This is a genomic window from Paraburkholderia ribeironis, from assembly GCF_900019265.1.
GTDB classification, from domain to species: Bacteria; Pseudomonadota; Gammaproteobacteria; order Burkholderiales; family Burkholderiaceae; genus Paraburkholderia; species Paraburkholderia ribeironis.
This window is the reverse complement of sequence record NZ_CYGX02000034.1, coordinates 99,392-118,002: the sequence shown is the minus strand read 5'-3', so window position 1 is coordinate 118,002 and position 18,611 is coordinate 99,392. Positions and strand designations below refer to the sequence as shown.

Annotated in this window: 16 protein-coding genes and 1 pseudogene; 6 read left to right on the top strand and 11 right to left on the bottom strand. The window is 61.8% G+C overall.

The genetic code is table 11. From position 1 onward, the window contains the following. Positions 1-154: 154 nt before the first annotated feature. From BN2475_RS16510 to BN2475_RS16470, 9 genes are all read right to left on the bottom strand, one after another. Complete coding sequence (locus BN2475_RS16510) at positions 155-1,315, bottom strand: ABC transporter substrate-binding protein (RefSeq protein ID WP_094780570.1); 1,161 nt, start codon at positions 1,313-1,315, stop codon at positions 155-157. A gap of 399 nt (positions 1,316-1,714) precedes the next feature. After that, positions 1,715-2,881 (bottom strand): ABC transporter substrate-binding protein, encoded by a 1,167-nt coding sequence (locus tag BN2475_RS16505; RefSeq protein WP_094780569.1) that lies wholly within the window; start codon positions 2,879-2,881, stop codon positions 1,715-1,717. A 517-nt stretch (positions 2,882-3,398) separates the two neighbouring features. Next, positions 3,399-4,370: a branched-chain amino acid ABC transporter permease gene (locus BN2475_RS16500; protein ID WP_162494331.1), complete on the bottom strand. Its 972-nt coding sequence runs from the start codon at positions 4,368-4,370 to the stop codon at positions 3,399-3,401. After that, complete coding sequence (locus BN2475_RS16495; RefSeq protein ID WP_094780567.1) at positions 4,370-5,254, bottom strand: branched-chain amino acid ABC transporter permease; 885 nt, start codon at positions 5,252-5,254, stop codon at positions 4,370-4,372. The genes BN2475_RS16500 and BN2475_RS16495 overlap by 1 nt, the downstream gene beginning before the upstream one ends. A gap of 206 nt (positions 5,255-5,460) precedes the next feature. Beyond that, the gene (locus tag BN2475_RS16490; RefSeq protein WP_094780566.1) at positions 5,461-6,675 is read right to left on the bottom strand and encodes an ABC transporter substrate-binding protein; all 1,215 of its coding nucleotides are present in this window, start codon (positions 6,673-6,675) and stop codon (positions 5,461-5,463) included. Between the two features lie 53 nt (positions 6,676-6,728). Next, on the bottom strand, positions 6,729-7,487 hold the full coding sequence (locus tag BN2475_RS16485) for an ABC transporter ATP-binding protein (RefSeq protein WP_094780565.1): 759 nt from the start codon (positions 7,485-7,487) through the stop codon (positions 6,729-6,731). Continuing rightward, the gene (locus BN2475_RS16480) at positions 7,484-8,263 is read right to left on the bottom strand and encodes an ABC transporter ATP-binding protein (protein WP_094780623.1); all 780 of its coding nucleotides are present in this window, start codon (positions 8,261-8,263) and stop codon (positions 7,484-7,486) included. Before BN2475_RS16480 ends, BN2475_RS16485 begins: the two co-directional genes overlap by 4 nt. 293 nt (positions 8,264-8,556) lie before the next feature. Next, complete coding sequence (locus BN2475_RS16475) at positions 8,557-10,272, bottom strand: GMC family oxidoreductase (RefSeq protein WP_094780564.1); 1,716 nt, start codon at positions 10,270-10,272, stop codon at positions 8,557-8,559. A gap of 227 nt (positions 10,273-10,499) precedes the next feature. Then, positions 10,500-12,038 carry a CoA-acylating methylmalonate-semialdehyde dehydrogenase gene (locus BN2475_RS16470; protein WP_094780563.1) on the bottom strand — a complete coding sequence of 513 codons (1,539 nt, stop codon included), beginning with the start codon at positions 12,036-12,038 and terminating at the stop codon, positions 10,500-10,502. A gap of 142 nt (positions 12,039-12,180) precedes the next feature. Between BN2475_RS16470 and BN2475_RS16465 the strand changes: the two genes are divergently transcribed. Beyond that, positions 12,181-13,080 carry a LysR family transcriptional regulator gene (locus tag BN2475_RS16465; RefSeq protein WP_094780562.1) on the top strand — a complete coding sequence of 300 codons (900 nt, stop codon included), beginning with the start codon at positions 12,181-12,183 and terminating at the stop codon, positions 13,078-13,080. 342 nt (positions 13,081-13,422) lie between these two features. After that, the gene (locus BN2475_RS16460) at positions 13,423-13,959 is read left to right on the top strand and encodes a class IV adenylate cyclase (protein ID WP_094780561.1); all 537 of its coding nucleotides are present in this window, start codon (positions 13,423-13,425) and stop codon (positions 13,957-13,959) included. A gap of 62 nt (positions 13,960-14,021) precedes the next feature. Here BN2475_RS16460 and BN2475_RS16455 read toward each other — a convergent pair whose 3' ends face one another. Beyond that, positions 14,022-14,513 carry an Lrp/AsnC family transcriptional regulator gene (locus tag BN2475_RS16455; protein WP_094780560.1) on the bottom strand — a complete coding sequence of 164 codons (492 nt, stop codon included), beginning with the start codon at positions 14,511-14,513 and terminating at the stop codon, positions 14,022-14,024. A 150-nt stretch (positions 14,514-14,663) separates the two neighbouring features. Here BN2475_RS16455 and phhA point away from each other — a divergent pair. Together phhA and BN2475_RS16445 are read left to right on the top strand one after the other, a co-directional pair. Further along, positions 14,664-15,347, top strand: a pseudogene (gene phhA, locus BN2475_RS16450) (phenylalanine 4-monooxygenase); the annotation flags it as partial. Positions 15,348-15,425: 78 nt separating this feature from the next. Further along, positions 15,426-15,743, top strand: coding sequence for a 4a-hydroxytetrahydrobiopterin dehydratase (locus tag BN2475_RS16445; protein ID WP_281254222.1), 318 nt, complete (start codon positions 15,426-15,428; stop codon positions 15,741-15,743). A 105-nt stretch (positions 15,744-15,848) separates the two neighbouring features. Here BN2475_RS16445 and BN2475_RS16440 read toward each other — a convergent pair whose 3' ends face one another. Beyond that, complete coding sequence (locus BN2475_RS16440) at positions 15,849-16,073, bottom strand: DUF3717 domain-containing protein (RefSeq protein WP_094780558.1); 225 nt, start codon at positions 16,071-16,073, stop codon at positions 15,849-15,851. 162 nt (positions 16,074-16,235) lie between these two features. Between BN2475_RS16440 and BN2475_RS16435 the strand changes: the two genes are divergently transcribed. Both BN2475_RS16435 and BN2475_RS16430 read left to right on the top strand, forming a co-directional pair. After that, positions 16,236-16,922, top strand: a complete 687-nt coding sequence (locus tag BN2475_RS16435) for a response regulator transcription factor (RefSeq protein WP_094780557.1) — start codon at positions 16,236-16,238, stop codon at positions 16,920-16,922. A 134-nt stretch (positions 16,923-17,056) separates the two neighbouring features. Further along, complete coding sequence (locus tag BN2475_RS16430; protein WP_094780556.1) at positions 17,057-18,562, top strand: sensor histidine kinase; 1,506 nt, start codon at positions 17,057-17,059, stop codon at positions 18,560-18,562. Positions 18,563-18,611 lie beyond the last annotated feature (49 nt).

The window sequence follows — 18,611 nt, the reverse complement described above, 5'->3', positions numbered from 1 at the left end:
CCCGCGTAGCCGTCCATCGACCTGCGACGTGTGAAAAGTCAACCGCCGCGCCGTGTTCCGGCGCGGCGGTCGATGCCATTGTCATCGAACAGAATGGCAATGCGGCGTCATGCACGCCGCCGATTGCGCGAGAGGCCCGTAGCGCTTTTTATCGTTAGTCGTTCTGCAGCTTCCACTTGCCGTCGACGATCTGCACGATCACGCGTGCACGCTTGTCGAGGCCGTTGTGGTCGGCCGTCGTGATGTTCATGATGCCGTGCGATACCGGCAACTCCTTGATGCTTTCGAGAGCGCCGCGCAGTGCCACGCGGAACGCTTCCGTGCCCGGCTGAGCGGTCTTCAGCGCGACCGGGATCGCCGCTTGCAGCATCTGGCCGGCATCCCACGCATGGCCGCCGAAGGTCGCTACCGACCCCGCGCCATACGCTTTCTCATACGCCGACTTGTACGCAAGCGAGCTCTTCTTCACCGGATTCGATTCCGGCAACTGGTCCGCCACTAGAATCGGGCCGGCCGGCAGCAATTCGCCATCGCAATCCTTGCTGCACACGCGCAGGAAGTCGTTATTCGCGACGCCGTGCGTCTGGTAGACCTTGCCCTTGTAGCCGCGCTCCTTGAGCGTCTTGGCCGGCAGTGCCGACGGCGTGCCCGAGCCCGCGATCAACACTGCGTCAGGATTCGCGCCCATCGTTTTCAGCACCTGACCCGTCACCGATGCATCGGTGCGGTTAAAGCGCTCGTTGGAGACGATCTTCAGATTGTGCGCAGCGGCCGACACGGCAAACACGTTGTTCCAACTGTCGCCGTAAGCATCCGCGAAGCCGATGAAACCGACCGTCTTCACGCCGTGACGCGCCATGTAGTCGGCAATTGCGTCGGCCATCAGGCTGTCGTTCTGCGGCGGTTTGAAGGCCCATGCGCGCTTCGCGTCCATCGGCGAGATAATCGCGGCCGATGCAGCCAGCGAGATGACCGGTGTCTTGCCTTCGGCGGCGGGGTCGAGCATCGCGAGCGAATTCGGCGTGACGGTCGAGCCGATGATCGCGTCGACGTGCTCTTCATCGATCAACTTGCGCGTGTTCTGCACGGCCTTGCCGGTATCCGACGCGTCGTCGAGGATGATGTACTGAACGGTCTTGCCACCGATCTCCTTGGGCAGCAGTGCGATGGTGTTCTTCTCCGGAATCCCGAGCGATGCAGCAGGCCCCGTGGTGGACAACGTCACGCCGATCTTCACCTGCGCGAATGCGGCGCCCGCGCCGCACATCAACGCCATTGCGATGCCGGTGCGTACCCATTGCCTTGTCATATTCATTGCGAGTCTCCAAACGCTTTGAAGCGCGTATCTGAAATCCGGCCAGTTGGCCGGGTGTCTGAATTTAGTTATGCGGTCCAGGCGTGCCAAGCGTGGTTTTCCCTGCTCAGCGCGAAACCCTTCGCCATTTTTTGTTGGGTACCACTCCCCTGCTACTACGACTGCAAACTGCTGCGGTTCGATTGCGACAAGCGATGCCGATAAAGACGCCGATAAACTACTAACATGTTAGTAGTATTGCGTTCTGCATCATTGACGATCAATGGACCGTGAGTCAACTGCGGGTTTGTCCTAAAGCGACGGACCGAACCACACTTCGTCACGCGACGCGGGCAATAAAAAAGACGCGTTAACTGCACGCGTCTTTTTCGATGAGGTCCCGTATCGCTTCGCCTTCGCTTAGTCGCTGGCCAGCTTCCACTTGCCGCCGACAATCTCCCCCATCACGCGCGCCCGCTGGTCGAGGCCAGCGTGATCGTTCGCGCTCATGTTGAAGATGCCGTGCGACGCGGGCATGTCTTTGGTGCCTTCCAGTGCCGCGCGCAGCGCTTCACGGAATGCAGGCGTGCCCGGCTGGCCCTTCTTCAACGCGAGCGGAATCGCGCGTTGCAGCAGCAAGCCCGCATCCCACGCATGACCGCCGAAGGTCGACACCGAACCGGCGCCGTAAGCGGCTTCATACGCGTGCTTATACGCGAGCGAACTTTTCTTCACCGGATTCGAATCGGGCAACTGGTCGGCGACCAGCAGCGGGCCGGCCGGCAGCCACGTACCTTCGCAATCCTTGCCACACACGCGCAGGAAGTCGTTGTTCGCCACGCCATGCGTCTGATAGTACTTGCCCTTGTAGCCGCGCTCCTTGAGCGTTTTCTGCGGCAACGCGGCCGGCGTGCCGGCACCGGCGATCAACACCGCATCCGGATTCTGCGAGATCATTTTCAGCACCTGGCCCGTGACCGATGCGTCGTTGCGCGCGAAGCGCTCGTTCGCAACGACCTTGATCTTCGCGAGATCGGCGGCCTTGCCGAACTCCTTGAACCAGCTCTCGCCATACGCGTCCGAAAAGCCGATGAACGCGACCGTCTTGACGCCGTGATTCGCCATATGCTGTGCGATCGCGGTGGCCATCAGGATGTCGTTTTGCGGCGTCTTGAAGACCCACGCGCGCTTCGCATCCATCGGTTCGACGATGGCCGCCGCGGCAGCCATCGAGATCATTGGCGTGGCGCTTTCGACGGCGACGTCGATCATCGCGAGCGAGTTCGGCACGACGGTCGAGCCGATCAATGCATCCACGTGATCTTCGCTGGTGAGCTTGCGCGCGTTCTTGACTGCCTGGGTCGAATCGGTCGCATCATCGAGCACGATGTAGTCGATTTTCTGGCCTGCCACTTCTTTAGGCAGCAGCGTAATGGTGTTTTTTTCCGGAATACCGAGCGATGCAGCCGGCCCCGTTGCCGACACCGTCACGCCGATTTTCACGTCCGCAAGTGCATGGCCGCTCCATGTTGCGCAGACGCCGGTAGCGACCAATGCCGCGCTGATCCAACGCAATGCCGACTTCATCCTGCTCCTCTGTCTACCCCGTTATTCAATCGAATTTAAATCCGTGAATTTAAATCCCGACCGAGTGGTCGGCGAATGCCGAGTTTAGCCGACGAAAGCCTTGTGCTGCAAGCTTTTTGCAGGCTTGGGACGTAGGGGATTACGGATTGACGGCGATATAAAAAAGAGGCACCGAATTAGCAGGAAATTGAAATGGCGCTTTATGGAAGCACAAATAAAAAGCGCTGTTGGATATCAATCCAACAGCGCTTTCGTCTGGGCACTGAGTGCCTCATTGTCTCCTCGTTCTCCACCTGCAAATTCGTGGTGCATCAGAACTGGGTGAAGATTAAACGAGCACTTATCCTGCTACAACTAGCAATTACCCTAGTGGTGCACTGCGGCACCGAATTGGGGCGTATTCCGGCAACGGGTAGACGCCCTGCATCGCTCAGCCACCTCGCGGCATCCGCTTGCTCAGAGTCGCCCAATTACATCGGACACCGAATCAATTGCGCGTCTCAGTACGCTTCACGCGTCAGGCTCGCAGCGGCCGCACTCGCGCGACGATCTCGCCGACGATACCGCGTCGGAACGCCAGCACGCACGCAATGAAGATCACGCCGGTCACGATCGTCACCGACTCGCCCAGCGAGCGGAACCATTCGATGCCGGTCGTCGCGGCCAGCGCTGCGCCGATATCGCCGAGCCGGTCTTCCAGCGCGACGATCAACGCGGCGCCGAGCAGAGGTCCGAACAACGTGCCCATGCCGCCGACGAGCGTCATCAGGATCACCAGACCGGACATGGTCCAGTACGCGTCGCTCAGCGTTTCGAAGCCCTGCACCAGCACCTTGAGCGAACCCGCGAGGCCGGCAAGCCCCGCCGACAGAATGAACGCGAGCAACTTGAAGCGATCCGTATCGTAGCCGAGCGACACCGCCCGCGGCTCGTTTTCCTTGATCGCGACCAGCACCTGTCCGAACGGCGAGTGCACGATTCGAACGATCAGCAGGAAGGCCAGCACCATCACGACCAGCACGACGAAATACAACGCCACGTCCGACGACAGATCGAGCACACCGAACAGCTTGCCGCGCGGCACCCCTTGCAGTCCATCCTCGCCATGCGTGAACGGCGCTTGCAGGAATACGAAGTAGACCATCTGCGCGAGCGCCAGCGTCACCATCGCGAAGTAGATACCCTGCCGACGAATCGCGAAAAAGCCGACGATCAGGCCAAGCAGCGTGGCCGTCGCGGTGCCGGCCAATACGCCCAGTTCCGGCGAGAAGCCGAGCGTCTGCATCGCATAGCCGGCGACATAGCCGGCCGAAGCGAGAAACATCGCATGGCCGAACGACAGCAGACCGGTGTAGCCGATCAGCAGATTGAACGCCGCTGCAAATAGCGCGAAGCACAGCACCTTCATCACGAAGAGCGGATAGATGCCGAGCACCGGTACCGCGAGCAGCACGATCAGCAACAGACCGTAGAGCATTTTTCTCTGCATCATTTTTCCTTGCCGAACAGACCCGCCGGGCGAACGAGCAACACCAGCGCCATGATCACGAAGACGACGGTCGCCGACGCTTCCGGATAAAACACGCGCGTCAGCCCTTCGATCACGCCGAGCATCAGGCCGGTGAGAATCGAGCCCATGATCGACCCCATCCCGCCGATCACGACCACCGCGAACACGGTGATGATCATCGGCTGGCCCATCAGTGGCGAGACCTGAATGACCGGCGCGGCCAGCACGCCGGCAAACGCCGCCAGCGCGACGCCGAAGCCATAGGTCAGCGTGATCATCCGCGGCACGTTGATGCCGAATGCCTCGACCAGTTTCGGGTTCTCGGTGCCCGCGCGCAGGTAAGCCCCGAGGCGCGTCTTCTCGATCACGAACCACGTAGCGAAGCAGACCGCGAGCGATGCGACGACGACCCACGCACGGTAGTTAGGGAGAAACATGAAGCCGAGATTGGTTGCGCCTGCGAGCGCCGACGGCACGTCGTACGGCTGGCCCGACGAACCGTAGATCGAATGGAATACGCCTTCGACGACCAGTGTGAGTCCGAAGGTCAGCAGCAGGCCATACAGGTGATCGAGCTTGTAGAGCCAGCGCAGCATCGAGCGTTCGATCGCGACGCCGAATAGCCCCACGATCAAGGGCGCCAGCACCAGCATCACCCAGTACGGCAACCCGAAGTACGACAGCCCCATCCACGCGAGCATCGCGCCGAGCATGAACAGCGCGCCATGCGCGAAGTTGATCACGTTGAGCAAGCCGAAGATCACTGCCAGCCCGAGACTCAGAATCGCGTAGAACGAGCCGTTCACGAGCCCCAGCAGCAGCTGGCTCAGCATTGCCGGTAGCGGAACGCCAAAGATATCCATTGAAGCCCTTAACCCCTGAAGCCATCGCCAAGGTGAGATCGGTCACGCACGATCCAGCCGACACGCGACGGGCGGCAACAGCGCCCATCGTGCACAGCGTATGAAACGGTTGGCCATCGGCCTGCTTACCCACAGCGCGCGCCGGACAACCCGACCGGCGCAGCGCGAATAGACAGAACCAAGGCCCTCAGACGCTTAGTCCCCGCTTATTTCCACAACGCACAACGTGTTTCCGCCTTGGTCGTAAACGCCTGCTCGCCCGGAATAGTCGCAGTGATCTTGTAGTAGTCCCACGGCTCCTTGGATTCAGCCGGCGTCTTCACCTGCATCAGATACATGTCGTGGATCATGCTGCCGTCCTGACGGATGTAGCCCTTCGCGTAGAAGTCGTCGATCTTGGTCTTCTTCAGTTGCGCCATCACCTTGTCGGGATCCGTCGAGCCAACCGCCTGTACCGCCTTCAGGTAGTTCATGGTTGCCGAGTAATCGGCCGCCTGCAGGCTCGACGGCATCTTCTTCGTCTTGTCGAAATAGCGCTGCGACCACTTGCGCGTGTCGGCGTCCTTGTTCCAGTACCAACTGTCGGTCAGCACCAGGCCTTGCGTAGTGTCCAGGCCCAGGCTGTGGATATCGTTGATGAACACCAGCAGTGCGGCGATCTTCATCGTCTTGTTGATGCCAAATTCCTTCGCAGCCTTGATCGAGTTGATGGTGTCGCCGCCTGCATTGGCGAGGCCGAGAATTTGCGCCTTCGACGCTTGCGCCTGCAGCAGGAATGATGAGAAGTCCGACGCCGACAGCGGATGACGCACCGCGCCCAGCACCTGACCACCATTCGCCTTCACCACGTCCGACGTGTTCTTTTCGAGCGCCTTGCCGAATGCGTAGTCCGCCGTCAGGAAGTACCACGTCTTGCCACCCTGCTTCGTCACCGCCGAGCCTGTGCCCTTGGCGAGCGCGGTCGTGTCGTATGCATAGTGGATCGTGTACGGTGTGCACTGCTCGTTGGTGAGCGTGTCCGCGCCCGCACCGATGCTGATATACACCTTGTGTTTCTCGCCCGCGACGGTGTTCGTCGACAGCGCGGTCGCCGAGTTCGTGCCGCCGATTACCATGTCGACGCCATCGCGGTCGAACCACTCGCGCGCACGCGACGCCGCGATGTCGGCCTTGTTCTGGTGATCCGCGTACACCAGCGTGATCGGCTTGCCGTTGACCTTGCCGCCGAAGTCAGCGATTGCCATGCGGATCGCTTCGAGCCCCCCCGGCCCGTCGATATCCGCGTACAGCCCCGACATGTCAGTGATGAAGCCGATCTTCACGGCATCTTCGGCCGCTTGTGCGCTGCCCATCGTGAACACCGCGCCGGCGGCAACCGCGAAACAGAGTGAAGCAAGCCGCGCGAGTGGGTTCTTTGTCATACGTGTCTCCTGGTTTCTTCGCTTGTGGTTTTCAGAGGCAACCGGACGCTTCCTTATACGCCCAGTAAATCGTGCAGCACCGGCATCTTGCCTTCGAGTTCGCTCGCCCCGAAGTGCTCGACGATCGCACCGTGCTCCATCACATAGAAGCGATCGGCAAGCGGCGCGGCAAAGCGGAAATTCTGTTCGACCATCACGATCGTATAGCCGCGCGCCTTGAGCGTGATGATCATGCGCGCGAGCGCCTGCACGATCACGGGAGCCAGCCCTTCCGAGATTTCATCGAGCAGCAGCAGGTTAGCGCCGGTCCTCAGAATCCGCGCCACTGCCAGCATCTGCTGTTCGCCGCCCGACAGCCGCGTGCCCTGACTCATGCGGCGTTCCTGCAGATTGGGGAACATCGCATAGATTTCTTCGAGCGACATCATATGCGCCTTGTCGCCGATGGGCGGCGGCAACAGCAAATTCTCCTCGCACGAGAGGCTCGAAAAAATACCGCGCTCTTCCGGGCAATAGCCGATCCCGCAGTGCGCGATGCGATGCGTGGGCAAGTTGATCGTTTCGCGTCCGCCGATACGGATCGAACCCGTGCGCCGGCCCGTCAGTCCCATGATCGCGCGTAGCGTGGTAGTGCGCCCCGCACCGTTGCGGCCAAGCAGCGTGACGACTTCTCCGCGGTTCACCGTGAGATCGACGCCGTGCAGGATATGGGATTCCCCGTACCAGGCCTGCAATCCCATGATCTCCAGCGCGGGCGCGGCTTCGCTCGAGCCGCTCACTTCGAGGCCTTCGCGCTCGACAATCGTATTCATGCGTGGGCTCCGGCGAGCGCCGCGTCGGCGCTGCCCATATAGGCTTGCATCACGAGCGGATTCTTCGACACTTCCACGTAGTTGCCTTCGGCGAGCACCTCGCCACGTTGCAGCACGGTGATCGTGTCGGAAATGCCGGCGATCACATTCATGTTGTGTTCGACCATCAGGATCGTGCGGCCGCTCGAGACTTTCTTGATCAATGCCGTGACACGGTCGACGTCTTCGTGGCCCATGCCCTGCGTCGGTTCGTCGAGCAGCATCAGCTCGGGTTCCATCGCGAGCGTGGTGGCGATTTCCAATGCGCGCTTGCGGCCATACGAAAGCTCGACGGTCGGTATATCGGCGAAATCGGTCAATCCGACCTGGGTGAGCAGATCCATCGCGCGGTCATCGAGCTGGCGCAGCGTGCGTTCGCTCTTCCAGAAGTGAAACGCGGTGCCGAGCGAGCGCTGCAAGCCGACACGCACGTTCTGCAATGCTGTCAGATGCGGAAACACCGCGGAGATCTGAAATGAACGAATGATGCCGCGCCGCGCGATCTGCGCCGGACGTTCCTGCGTGATGTCGACGCCGTTGAAGACGATCTGGCCCGCGCTAGGTTCAAGGAATTTGGTGAGCAGATTGAAGCAGGTGGTCTTGCCCGCCCCATTCGGCCCGATCAGCGCATGGATCGAGCCACGGCGCACGCGCAGGTTCACACCGTTCACGGCGATGAAGCCTTTGAACTCACGGGTAAGGCCACGCGTTTCGAGAATCGTATCGCCGAGAATCATGTTCCCTTCCATACGGAGTAAGGCGAAGCGTTACGATCTTCCGCGCAAAGCCCCGCGAGTCTTTTTATGACGGCGGCCCCCATGCCGCTCGTTGGCGTACTGCACCAATCCAGACGATAGTCCATGGCGTGGCACGCAGCATGGCTGCCATTGTCGCGCCAATGATGCAGCGCATTCATTGGGATTTGCACTTAGTGGATGACGCCCGGCCCGTGCGGGCTAACACACGAGACATCGCGCCGGCAAACATGACCGATGCGTGCCGATGTCTCGCGCATTACCTACTCACGTTGTCATACGGCGGACATCGAAGGAGTCGGGCTGCTTTGCAGCGCAACGCTGCCACTCACACGTGCACGGCGATCTGCGCGGATCATGTCGCTCGCGCGCTCGGCAATCATCAAGGTTGGTGAGTTGGTGTTGCCCGACGTGATATTCGGCATAACCGAGGCGTCGACCACGCGCAGTCCGTCGACTCCGAGAACTCGTAGCCGGTTGTCGACCACCGCGCCCGGATCGTCGGTCATGCCCATGCGGCAGGTGCCGACCGGATGGAAGATGGTCGTGCCAACCGCGCCGGCGGCCCGTTGCAGCTCTTCTTCAGTTTGATACTGGATGCCCGGCAGAATCTCCCGCGGCCGATAGCGCGCGAGCGCCGGCGCCGCAGCGATGCGGCGCGTGAGACGCAATGCGTTGGCGGCAACGTGCCGGTCATAGTCGGTGGACAGATAGTTCGGCGCGATCAACGGCGGTACCGACGGATCGGCGGATTCGATATGTATGCTGCCGCGTGACGTGGGCCGCAACTGACACACCGACGCCGTAAACGCATTGAACCGATGCAGCGGTTCGCCGAAGCGATCGAGCGAGAGCGGCTGCACGTGATACTCGAGATCGGGACGCGTGAGCGAGTGGTCGTCGGGATCGGACTTGGCGAACGCGCCGAGTTGCGACGGCGACATCGACATCGGGCCGCTTTGAAAGAGCGCGTATTGCACGCCGATCATCAGCTTGCCCCACCAATGCGCGGACGCCGTATTCAGCGTGCGTACGCCGTCCACCTGATAGGCCATGCGCAATTGCAAATGGTCCTGCAGATTTTCGCCGACGCCGCACAGATCGTTGACGACCTCGATGCCCAGCTCTTGCAGACGCGCGCCATTGCCGATGCCGGACAGCTCGAGCAGTTGCGGCGAGTTGACCGCGCCCGAACTGAGAATGACTTCGCAGCGGGCTTTGGCGAGATAGTCGACGTTATCGCCGCGATATTCGACGCCGGTGCAGCGGCGTCCTTCGAACACGACGCGCTGGGTGTGCGCGCCGGTGATGACCGTCAGGTTCGGACGTTTGAGTGCGGGACGCAGAAACGCTTTCGACGCATTCCAGCGAATGCCGCGCTTCTGGTTGACATCGAAGTAGCCGACGCCGGTGTTGTCGCCGCGATTGAAGTCGTCCGTCGCGGGGATGCCGTTCTGCTGCGCGGCTCGCGCGAACTCTTCGAGAATCTTCCACTTCAGGCGTTGCTTTTCGACGCGCCACGGACCACCCGCGCCGTGCGATTCGTTCGCACCCGCGTGATGGTCTTCGCTGCGTTTGAAGACGGGTAGAACCGCGTCCCAGGACCAGCAGGCGTCGTTGGTCACGCGCGCCCATTCGTCGTAGTCTTCACGCTGGCCGCGCATATAGATCATGCCGTTGATCGACGAGCTGCCGCCCAATACGCGTCCGCGTGGATACGACAGCACGCGACCGTTCAGGCCGGCTTCCGCTTGCGTCTTGTAGAGCCAGTCCGTGCGCGGATTGCCAATGCAGTAGAGGTAGCCGACCGGCACGTGAATCCAGTGGTAATCGTCTTTGCCACCCGCTTCCAGCAACAGAACCTGAATCTCCGGATCTTCGGTCAGCCGATTGGCGAGCACACAACCCGCCGTTCCCGCGCCGACGATGATGTAGTCGAACTCGCCTTCCAGCCGCCGGGCAGTCGCATGCGTACTTTCGGTGTGGCTCATGATTCAGTCTCCTAAGCTTTTTTCCCGCGAGTCGCGTTGTTTGGCATTGTTAGCGTGCGATCGCGGCGTTTGGCTTTTTTGTGTCTTTCTGTTCCCGCGGCGAGGGTTGGTAACGATGCCTTCATTGCGCCGCGTGAAGCACGCTCAAGGCCACCTGGAGTCACGTGAAGCGACTCGAAGTGACCTCGAGCGCCGCCGAAGGCAACTACGTCGAACCGCGCGCCGGACTATTTGGCGACCGGCATCGTAAACTCGGCTCCCTTCGCGATACTGTCGGGCCACCGCTGCATGATGCTCTTGTAGCGCGTGTAAAACCGCACACCTTCCTCACCATACGCGTGATGATCGCCGAACAGCGACTTCTTCCAGCCGCCGAACGAATGCCATGCCATCGGCACCGGAATCGGCACGTTGATACCCACCATGCCGATCTCGATCTGCCGCGAGAAAGCCCGCGCGATACCACCGTCGGACGTGAACAACGACACGCCGTTGGCAAACTGGTTGGCGTTGATCAACTCGACAGCGGCCGCGAAATCCGGCACACGCACCACGCATAGCACGGGCCCGAAAATCTCTTCGCGATAAATCTTCATGTCGGTCGACACATTGTCGAACAGGCTGCCGCCGAGAAAGAAGCCCTTCTCGTGCCCGGCTACCTGATGACCGCGTCCGTCGACCACCAGCTTCGCGCCCGCCGCAACACCCGCGTCGATATACCCGACCACTTTGTCGCGATGCACCGCCGTCACCAACGGTCCCATCTCCGCCGCCGATTCCATCCCGTCGAGTATCTTCAGGCTCTTCACGCGCGGCGTCAGCCGTTCGATCAATTCATCGGCGATATGTCCGACCGCGACCGCCACCGAAATCGCCATGCACCGCTCACCTGCCGAACCATATGCGGCGCCGATCAATGCATCGACGGCCTGGTCGAGATCGGCATCCGGCATCACGACCAGATGATTCTTCGCTCCGCCCAGTGCCTGCACGCGCTTGCCGTGTTTGGTGCCTTCCGTATAGATGTATTGGGCAATCGGCGTCGAACCGACAAACGACAACGCACTCACTTCGGGATGCACGAGCAGTGCATCGACCGCCACCTTGTCGCCATGCACGACATTGAACACACCGTCGGGCAGACCCGCTTCCTTCAGCAATTCGGCGAGCCGGTTCGACGCTGACGGATCGCGTTCGGACGGCTTCAGCACGAACGTGTTGCCGCACGCGATCGCGACGGGAAACATCCAGCACGGCACCATCATCGGGAAATTGAACGGCGTGATCCCAGCCACTACGCCGAGCGGCTGACGCAGATTCCAGTTGTCGATGCCTCCGCCGATCTGATCGGTGAAGTCGGTCTTCAACAGATTCGGAATGCCGCATGCGAACTCGACGATCTCGATACCGCGCATCACCTCGCCCTTCGCATCCGAAAACACCTTGCCGTGTTCGCGCGTGATCAGCTCGGCGAGCTCATCGTGATGGCGATCTAGCAATTCCTTGAACTTGAACAACACGCGCGCCCGCTTGATCGGCGCGGTTTCGCTCCATGCGGGAAAAGCGGCCCTCGCCGCGGCGACTGCGGCGTCGACCTCGGCGACGCTCGCCAGCGGCACACGCGCGCTCACGCTGCCGAGCGCAGGATTGAAGACATCGCCGAAGCGGCCGCTCGTGCCATCGAGAACCTTGCCATTGATGAAATGGGTCAGCGCCCGTGCGCTGGCCGCGCGGTGCAGGGTCTCGTCCTGATATGTCTCGCTCATGGCTTGCCTCTATATGTGAAGTCTTGCGTCCGACGCGCAACGCGCGCCGACGCAGTGTCGAACGCCAAGCGTACGGCGCTTCCGGGCGACAAATCCAATGAGTAATGCTCAACTGCGCCATAAGCCGCGCTAATATCAGGCTATGGATCTGACTCTGCTCCGGGCTTTCGTCACCGTCGCGCGTGAGGGCAACCTCACGCGTGCTGCGGTGCAGCTTCATCTGACCCAACCCGCCGTCAGCCTGCAAATCAAGCATTTGCAGGAGACGCTTGGCGTGACGCTGTTCACGCGGACCTCGCACGGGCTTTCGTTGACGCGCGATGGACAGGCGCTGCTGCCTCACGCCGAACGCGCGCTCGGCGCGGCGGCCGACGTGCAGCGTGCCGCGCAATCGCTGCGACAGGAAGTGCGTGGGCGCTTGCGGATCGGCACGATTCTCGACCCGGAGTTTTTGCGCCTGGGCGGCTTTCTCAAGCAACTGGTGGAAACCTGGCCGCACATCGAGACGGCCTTGCGCCACGGCATGTCGGGCTGGGTGCTGGAGCAGATTCGCGCGGATGAACTGGATGTCGGCTATTACATCGGTCTACCGTCCGAAGACGAAACGCGCGACGGCCCTGCGTTTCACGCCGTCACGCTGACCCACTTCCAGTATCGCGTGCTCGCGCCGGCCGGCTGGAAGGATCGCGTCAAAGGGGCGCGCGACTGGCGCGCTCTCGCCGCGCTACCGTGGATCTGGACGCCACCCGCGTCGGCGCACAATCGCCTGCTGTCGCGCTGCTTCGGCGCAGCGGGCGTGAAACCGGTCAAGGTGGCGGAAGTCGATCAGGAACCGTCGATGCTCGATCTGGTGAAGTCGGGCGTCGGCCTGACGCTCGCACGCGACGCCACTGCGATCGCCGAAGCGCATGCGCACGCGCTGACCATCGTCGAAGGAATCACGGTGCCAACCCAGCTCAGCTTTATCACGCTCGAGGAGCGCAAAGACGAGCCGGCGATTGCCGCGGCATTGAAGCTGATTGAACAGCAATGGGCGACGTGAACGCCAGCGCGAATGCGTCGGATCTGCGCGTCAGGGGTTCAGCGCTACGATATGAGCCGCGCTAATGCCAGGCGTCCGGGCGTTCGTGCTGCAATCGGCATCAAGATGCGCGGCGCCAAATGCGCGGCGCATCCTGACCTCAAGCTCACGGCTCTATCGCCTCATCTGAAGCCACCTCTCTGAAACCACACCGACACGCAGTTTTTGTTAGATTGACGGTTCGCGCTGACGCGCCGGCCCCGCTTCGTTTTCCGTTCCACTTGACTTTTGTCCGTCCCGGCAGCTTCGCTCCGGCAACACCGCGAGCCGCTGCCCCTCCATCTCTTTCGACAGGAACCTGACATGGCACGCAACATTGAAATCAAAGCCCGCGCCCGGCATTTCGAGCAACTGCGCGAGCGGGCGGCGCAGCTTGCAACGGACGCGCCGCTGATCTTCCGCCAGCAGGACTTTTTCTATGACGTGCCGCGCGGCCGTCTGAAGCTGCGCCAGTTCGACGACGGCACACCCGCCGAACTGATCTTCTATCAACGCGACGACCGCGACGGTCCGAAGGCGTCGTACTACACGCGCAGCCCGGTGACCAATCCCGAAGCGATGCATGCGCTGCTCGCCAGCGCGCTGACCACCCGCGGCATCGTCACCAAGGAGCGGCATGTGTATCTGACTGGCCGCACGCGCATCCATCTGGACCGGGTCGACGGTCTGGGCGACTTCGTCGAACTCGAGGTGGTGCTCGCCCAGGATGACGACGAAGAAGGCGGTCACGCCGAAGCACACGCGATGTTCAAGAGTCTCGGAGTACCGGAATCGGATCTGGTGGCGGTGGCCTATGTCGATCTGCTGAGCCCGCACAACGAGCCGAAGCTGCCGGCGTAGATCTCATGCAGCGCGGGCCGCGGCGAACTGCCAGCGGCCACCCACGCAACAGTGCCGCCGCGTCACCCGGCGGCCGTCCCCGGCGACAGATGGCCAAGCGGCAACGGCCCGTTGCGCTTGAAGGTGGTCAGCACGATATTCGAGCGCACGCTATCGACGCCCGGCACGCGCATCAGTTTCTTCATCACGAACGTCGACAGGTAATTCAGATCGGGCGCGACGATGCGCAACAGGTAATCGGCATCGCCCACCACTGCGTGACATTCGAGCACTTCGGGCAACACATCGATCTGCTGCTGAAATTGCTCGATGATCGAATCGCCGTGGTGTTTCAACTTCAGGCTCGTGAAGGCTGTGACGCCGAGTCCGAGCTTCTCCGGCCTCAGCACGACGCGATAGCCATCCACCACGCCCACCTGTTCCAGCCGCTGCAAACGCCGTCCAATCTGCGAGGGCGACAGCGGCACCTGCTCGGCCAGCTGCTGATGGGTGGCCCGTCCGAAGCGTTGCAGCACGTCCAGCAGCGCCAGATCGAAGTGATCTAGTTCCAACATGTTGAGTATCCGCATTAAACCGTCATTCGATGCGAGATTATTGCATATCTCGGCTGTCAGACGCCAGTTTCGCGTCCTCACCGCACGCTTGCCGCTCTAGACTTGCATCATTGATTTCATTCGCACGTAGAGCGCCGCCCATGTCCACCGCCAGCACCGCTGCCTTCGTTCGGCGAAGTCAACGCGAAGCTGACCCCGGCCACCGGCTGGCAGGTCGTTGCCGTGCCGGGTCTCGTACCGGATAGAGTGTTTTTCGAGCATCTGGCGAACCGCCGCTTTCCCGTCACGTGGTGGATGCGTCGCCCGGACCAGCTCGATTATCTGCAGGAACCCGACTGCTTTCACGATCTGTTCGGCCACGTACCGCTGCTGATCCAGCCAGTATTCGCCGACTACATGCACGCTTACGGCCGCGCCGCGCTCGCGGCCAACGACGCGCTCGCGCTGCCGCTGCTCGCGCGGCTCTACTGGTACACCGTGGAGTTCGGGCTGATCCGTGACGCGGCAAGCCCGAACGGCGTGAAGATCTATGGCGCCGGCATCGTGTCGAGCAAGGGCGAGACGCTCTACAGCCAGCAAAGCGCGGCGCCGAACCGGCTTGGCTTCAATCTCGAACGCGTGATGCGTACGCGTTACCGCATCGACACCTTCCAGAAAACCTACTTCGTGATCGACGACTTCGCGCAACTGTTCGGCGTCGCGCACGCCGATTTTGCGCCGTTGCTGGCGCGGCTCGCCGCCCAACCGGTGCACATGGCCGGCGACGTACTCGAAGGCGATCGGGTGATCACGCGCGGTTCGCGGGAAGGCTGGCAAGCCGACGGCGATATCTGACGACCAACCCTTGACGGGCTAACAGCGGGCAGACCGCATCCGTGAAAAAATAGGCGATGCGCGTGCTCAACCGCGCGTGTGTGGTCTGATCAAAGAGGTAACCCCATGATTCAGAAACTGACTTCCGAAGAGCGTGCCGGGCAGATCGCCCAACTGCACGGCTGGCAAGCCGCAGCGAACCGCGATGCGATCGAGCGCAATTTCGAGTTCGCCGACTTCAACGAAGCCTTCGGCTTCATGGCGCGAGTGGCGATCAAGGCGCAGGAAATGGATCACCACCCCGAATGGTTCAACGTGTACAACAAGGTGAATATCACACTATCCACGCACGAGGCCGACGGCGTCACCCAGCGCGATATCGAACTCGCGTCGTTCATCGATAGCATTACCGCGTAATACAAAAGATCTGCCGCCTTTTACGCGCGTGAATCGCACGCGTGCCGAACAATCCGGCGGGAATGAAAGGGCAATGCAGGTAATCCTCGGGTCAAACCTTCAGTTCTACAGGCTATTATTAAGGCGAACGTAAGATTCCCATGCTTCCCTGGCAATCCCGTCCAAACGATCCGGCGACAGCGTCTGCTGACGCTGTACAATCAGCAGCGCATACGGCTTGGAGAGCGCGCTTGCCTCCTTGCACAGAACGAGTTCGTCGCCGCTCGAAGGTGAGCGGGCGCGCCAGAAGTTGATCGCGGCTTCCAGTTCGTGAATGGTTATATCGGACATGACTTCGTGATGGCTCACAGGGCGCTTCAACGCGGCTCGATGGCTGCTTCGTGGCCCGTTCTCGCCGATCCGGCATGGCCACAATGCATGCTGCCTGTGCAGCAGGCGCTCCAGCGAACCGCTTGCCCAAACGCCTAAACCCATTGTACTTGAGCGAAATCCATGCGACTCCTTCTGATCGAAGATGACCGCCCCATCGCACGCGGCATCCAAAGCAGTCTCGAACAAGCCGGCTTCACCGTCGACATGGTCCATGACGGCATTTTTGCCGAACAGGCCCTCGCGCAAAACCGCCATGAGCTTGTGATTCTCGATCTGGGCCTGCCCGGTATCGACGGCATGACGCTGCTCTCGCGCTTCCGTCAGAGCAATCGTCACACTCCGGTGATCATCCTCACGGCGCGCGACGAACTGAACGACCGCGTACAAGGCCTGAATTCCGGCGCCGACGACTACTTGCTGAAGCCGTTCGAACCGGCTGAACTCGAAGCGCGCATTCGCGCAGTGATGCGCCGCAGCGGTCCGCACGGTGATATGCCGCGTCCGGAAGTGTCGCTGGGCGGGGTGCGTCTGTCGGGTGTCGATCGCCGCATCTTCAACGATGACAAGCCGCTCGAACTGTCGCCGCGCGAATTCGCGGTGCTCGAAATGCTGCTGCTGCGTCATGGCCGCGTGGTCAGCAAGGCGCAACTGCAAGACCACCTGACGCATTTCGGCGGCGATCTCGGCGACACCGCAATCGAAGTCTATGTGCACCGCGTGCGCAAGAAGCTCGAGAACTGCCGTGTCGAAATCGTCACGGTGCGCGGTTTTGGTTACCTGTTGCAGGAAATCCGCCAGGCCGCATAATCGTCGTGAAGGCCGCCAGCTGCATGGCGGCCTGACCGCGCCGGGCCGGCGCCGCGCACCCGGTGCGCAGTCCGCCGGCATCCGGCGAATTTCACGGCGCAAGGCGCCTTGGCCTTTTTCCCACGTGTTCGATCATGCCCCAGCCGGCCGCCAATAGTCTGCGCCGCACGCTGCTGCGGCGCCTCGCTGCACCTCTTTCGCTGCTCGCTCTGATGAGCGGCCTGATCGCTTACTGGCTAGCCTGGCAGTACACGCAGCATGTGGTCGACCGCTCGCTCGCCGACCTCGCCACCGCGATCTCCAAACAGATCCAGATTGCCGGCCCGGATGCGCCGATCACCGTGCCGCCGCTCGCTCAGGCGATGTTCTCCGATCCGGTCGAACAGCTCGTCTACCGGATCAGCGACGGCGAGACCGAAATCGCCGGTGACCACAACCTGCCGCTGCAAGGCACCAGCGTGCGCCGTATGCATTACGCGTACGTGTTCGAGACGCAGCACGATGGCGTGACGGTGCGCGTCGCGCAAGTGCGAGTCGATCAACCGACCGGCAATCCGATCGTTATCGAAGTCGGTCAGCCGGTCCATCACCGCTTTCGCATCGCCGCCGAGTTTCTGGTCGCGATCATGATGCCGCTGCTGTTGCTGCTGCTCGCCGGCTGGGTGATCGTCTGGCGCGTCGTCAACCAGCAGCTCAATCCGCTGACCGATCTCGCGGATTCGCTGAACCGGCAAACTCACACATCGCTCGAGCCAGTCGACGAAACCTATGTGCCGGTTGAAATCCGGCCGCTCACCGGCGCGCTCAACGGCCTGCTCGATCGCCTGAAAACCGCGCTCGATGGCCAGCGCAAATTCATCGCCGACGCCGCGCATCAGTTGCGCACGCCGCTTACCGCCGTCAAGCTGCATGCGGAACAGGCGGCCATCGCACGCGATCCGCAGCAGACGCTCGCCGCGGTGCGTGAGCTGCGCGCGGCGGCCGACCGCGCGGTGCGGCTGTCGAATCAATTGCTGTCGCTGGCGCGCGCTGAGCCGGGTGAGCAGGCGGCACGCTTCGTCAACATGGACATCGCCGCGCTCGCGTTCGATACCGGCGCGGAGTGGGTGCCGCGTGCGTTGACGTTCCACGTCGATCTCGGCTTCCAGCGCCTCGACGACCCGGCCAACGATCATCCGCTGATGGCGCGTGGCAACCCGGTGCTGCTGCATGAAGTCATCGCCAATCTGCTCGATAACGCGCTCAAGTACGTGCCGCCGTCACGCCTCGATGGCGGCCGCATCACCGTAACGGTTTCGCAAACGGTGCTCAACGATGTGCGTATGGCCGAGATCGTGGTCGAAGACAATGGACCGGGCGTGCCGCGCGCACAGCAAGCGGACCTGTTCAAACGGTTCTTCCGCGGCGATGGTCAAGCCGAAGCTGGCGTGGATAGCGGCGCCGGTCTCGGTCTCGCGATCGTCCACGACATCATGGTGCTGCATCGCGGCAGCGTGCATTACGAAGACGCGCCGGAGGGCGGCGCCCGGTTTATCGTGCGCATTCCGCTCGTGCCGCTCAGCGTTGCGGGCGACACCACGACTTCCGAGCCATGGCCCACGGCGAAAAAAACGGCGCACTCGGCGCCGGTGGATATGTGATGGTGTCGATGCTCGACGGGCTGCTCGAGCCGCTCATGTGAGCGAGCCC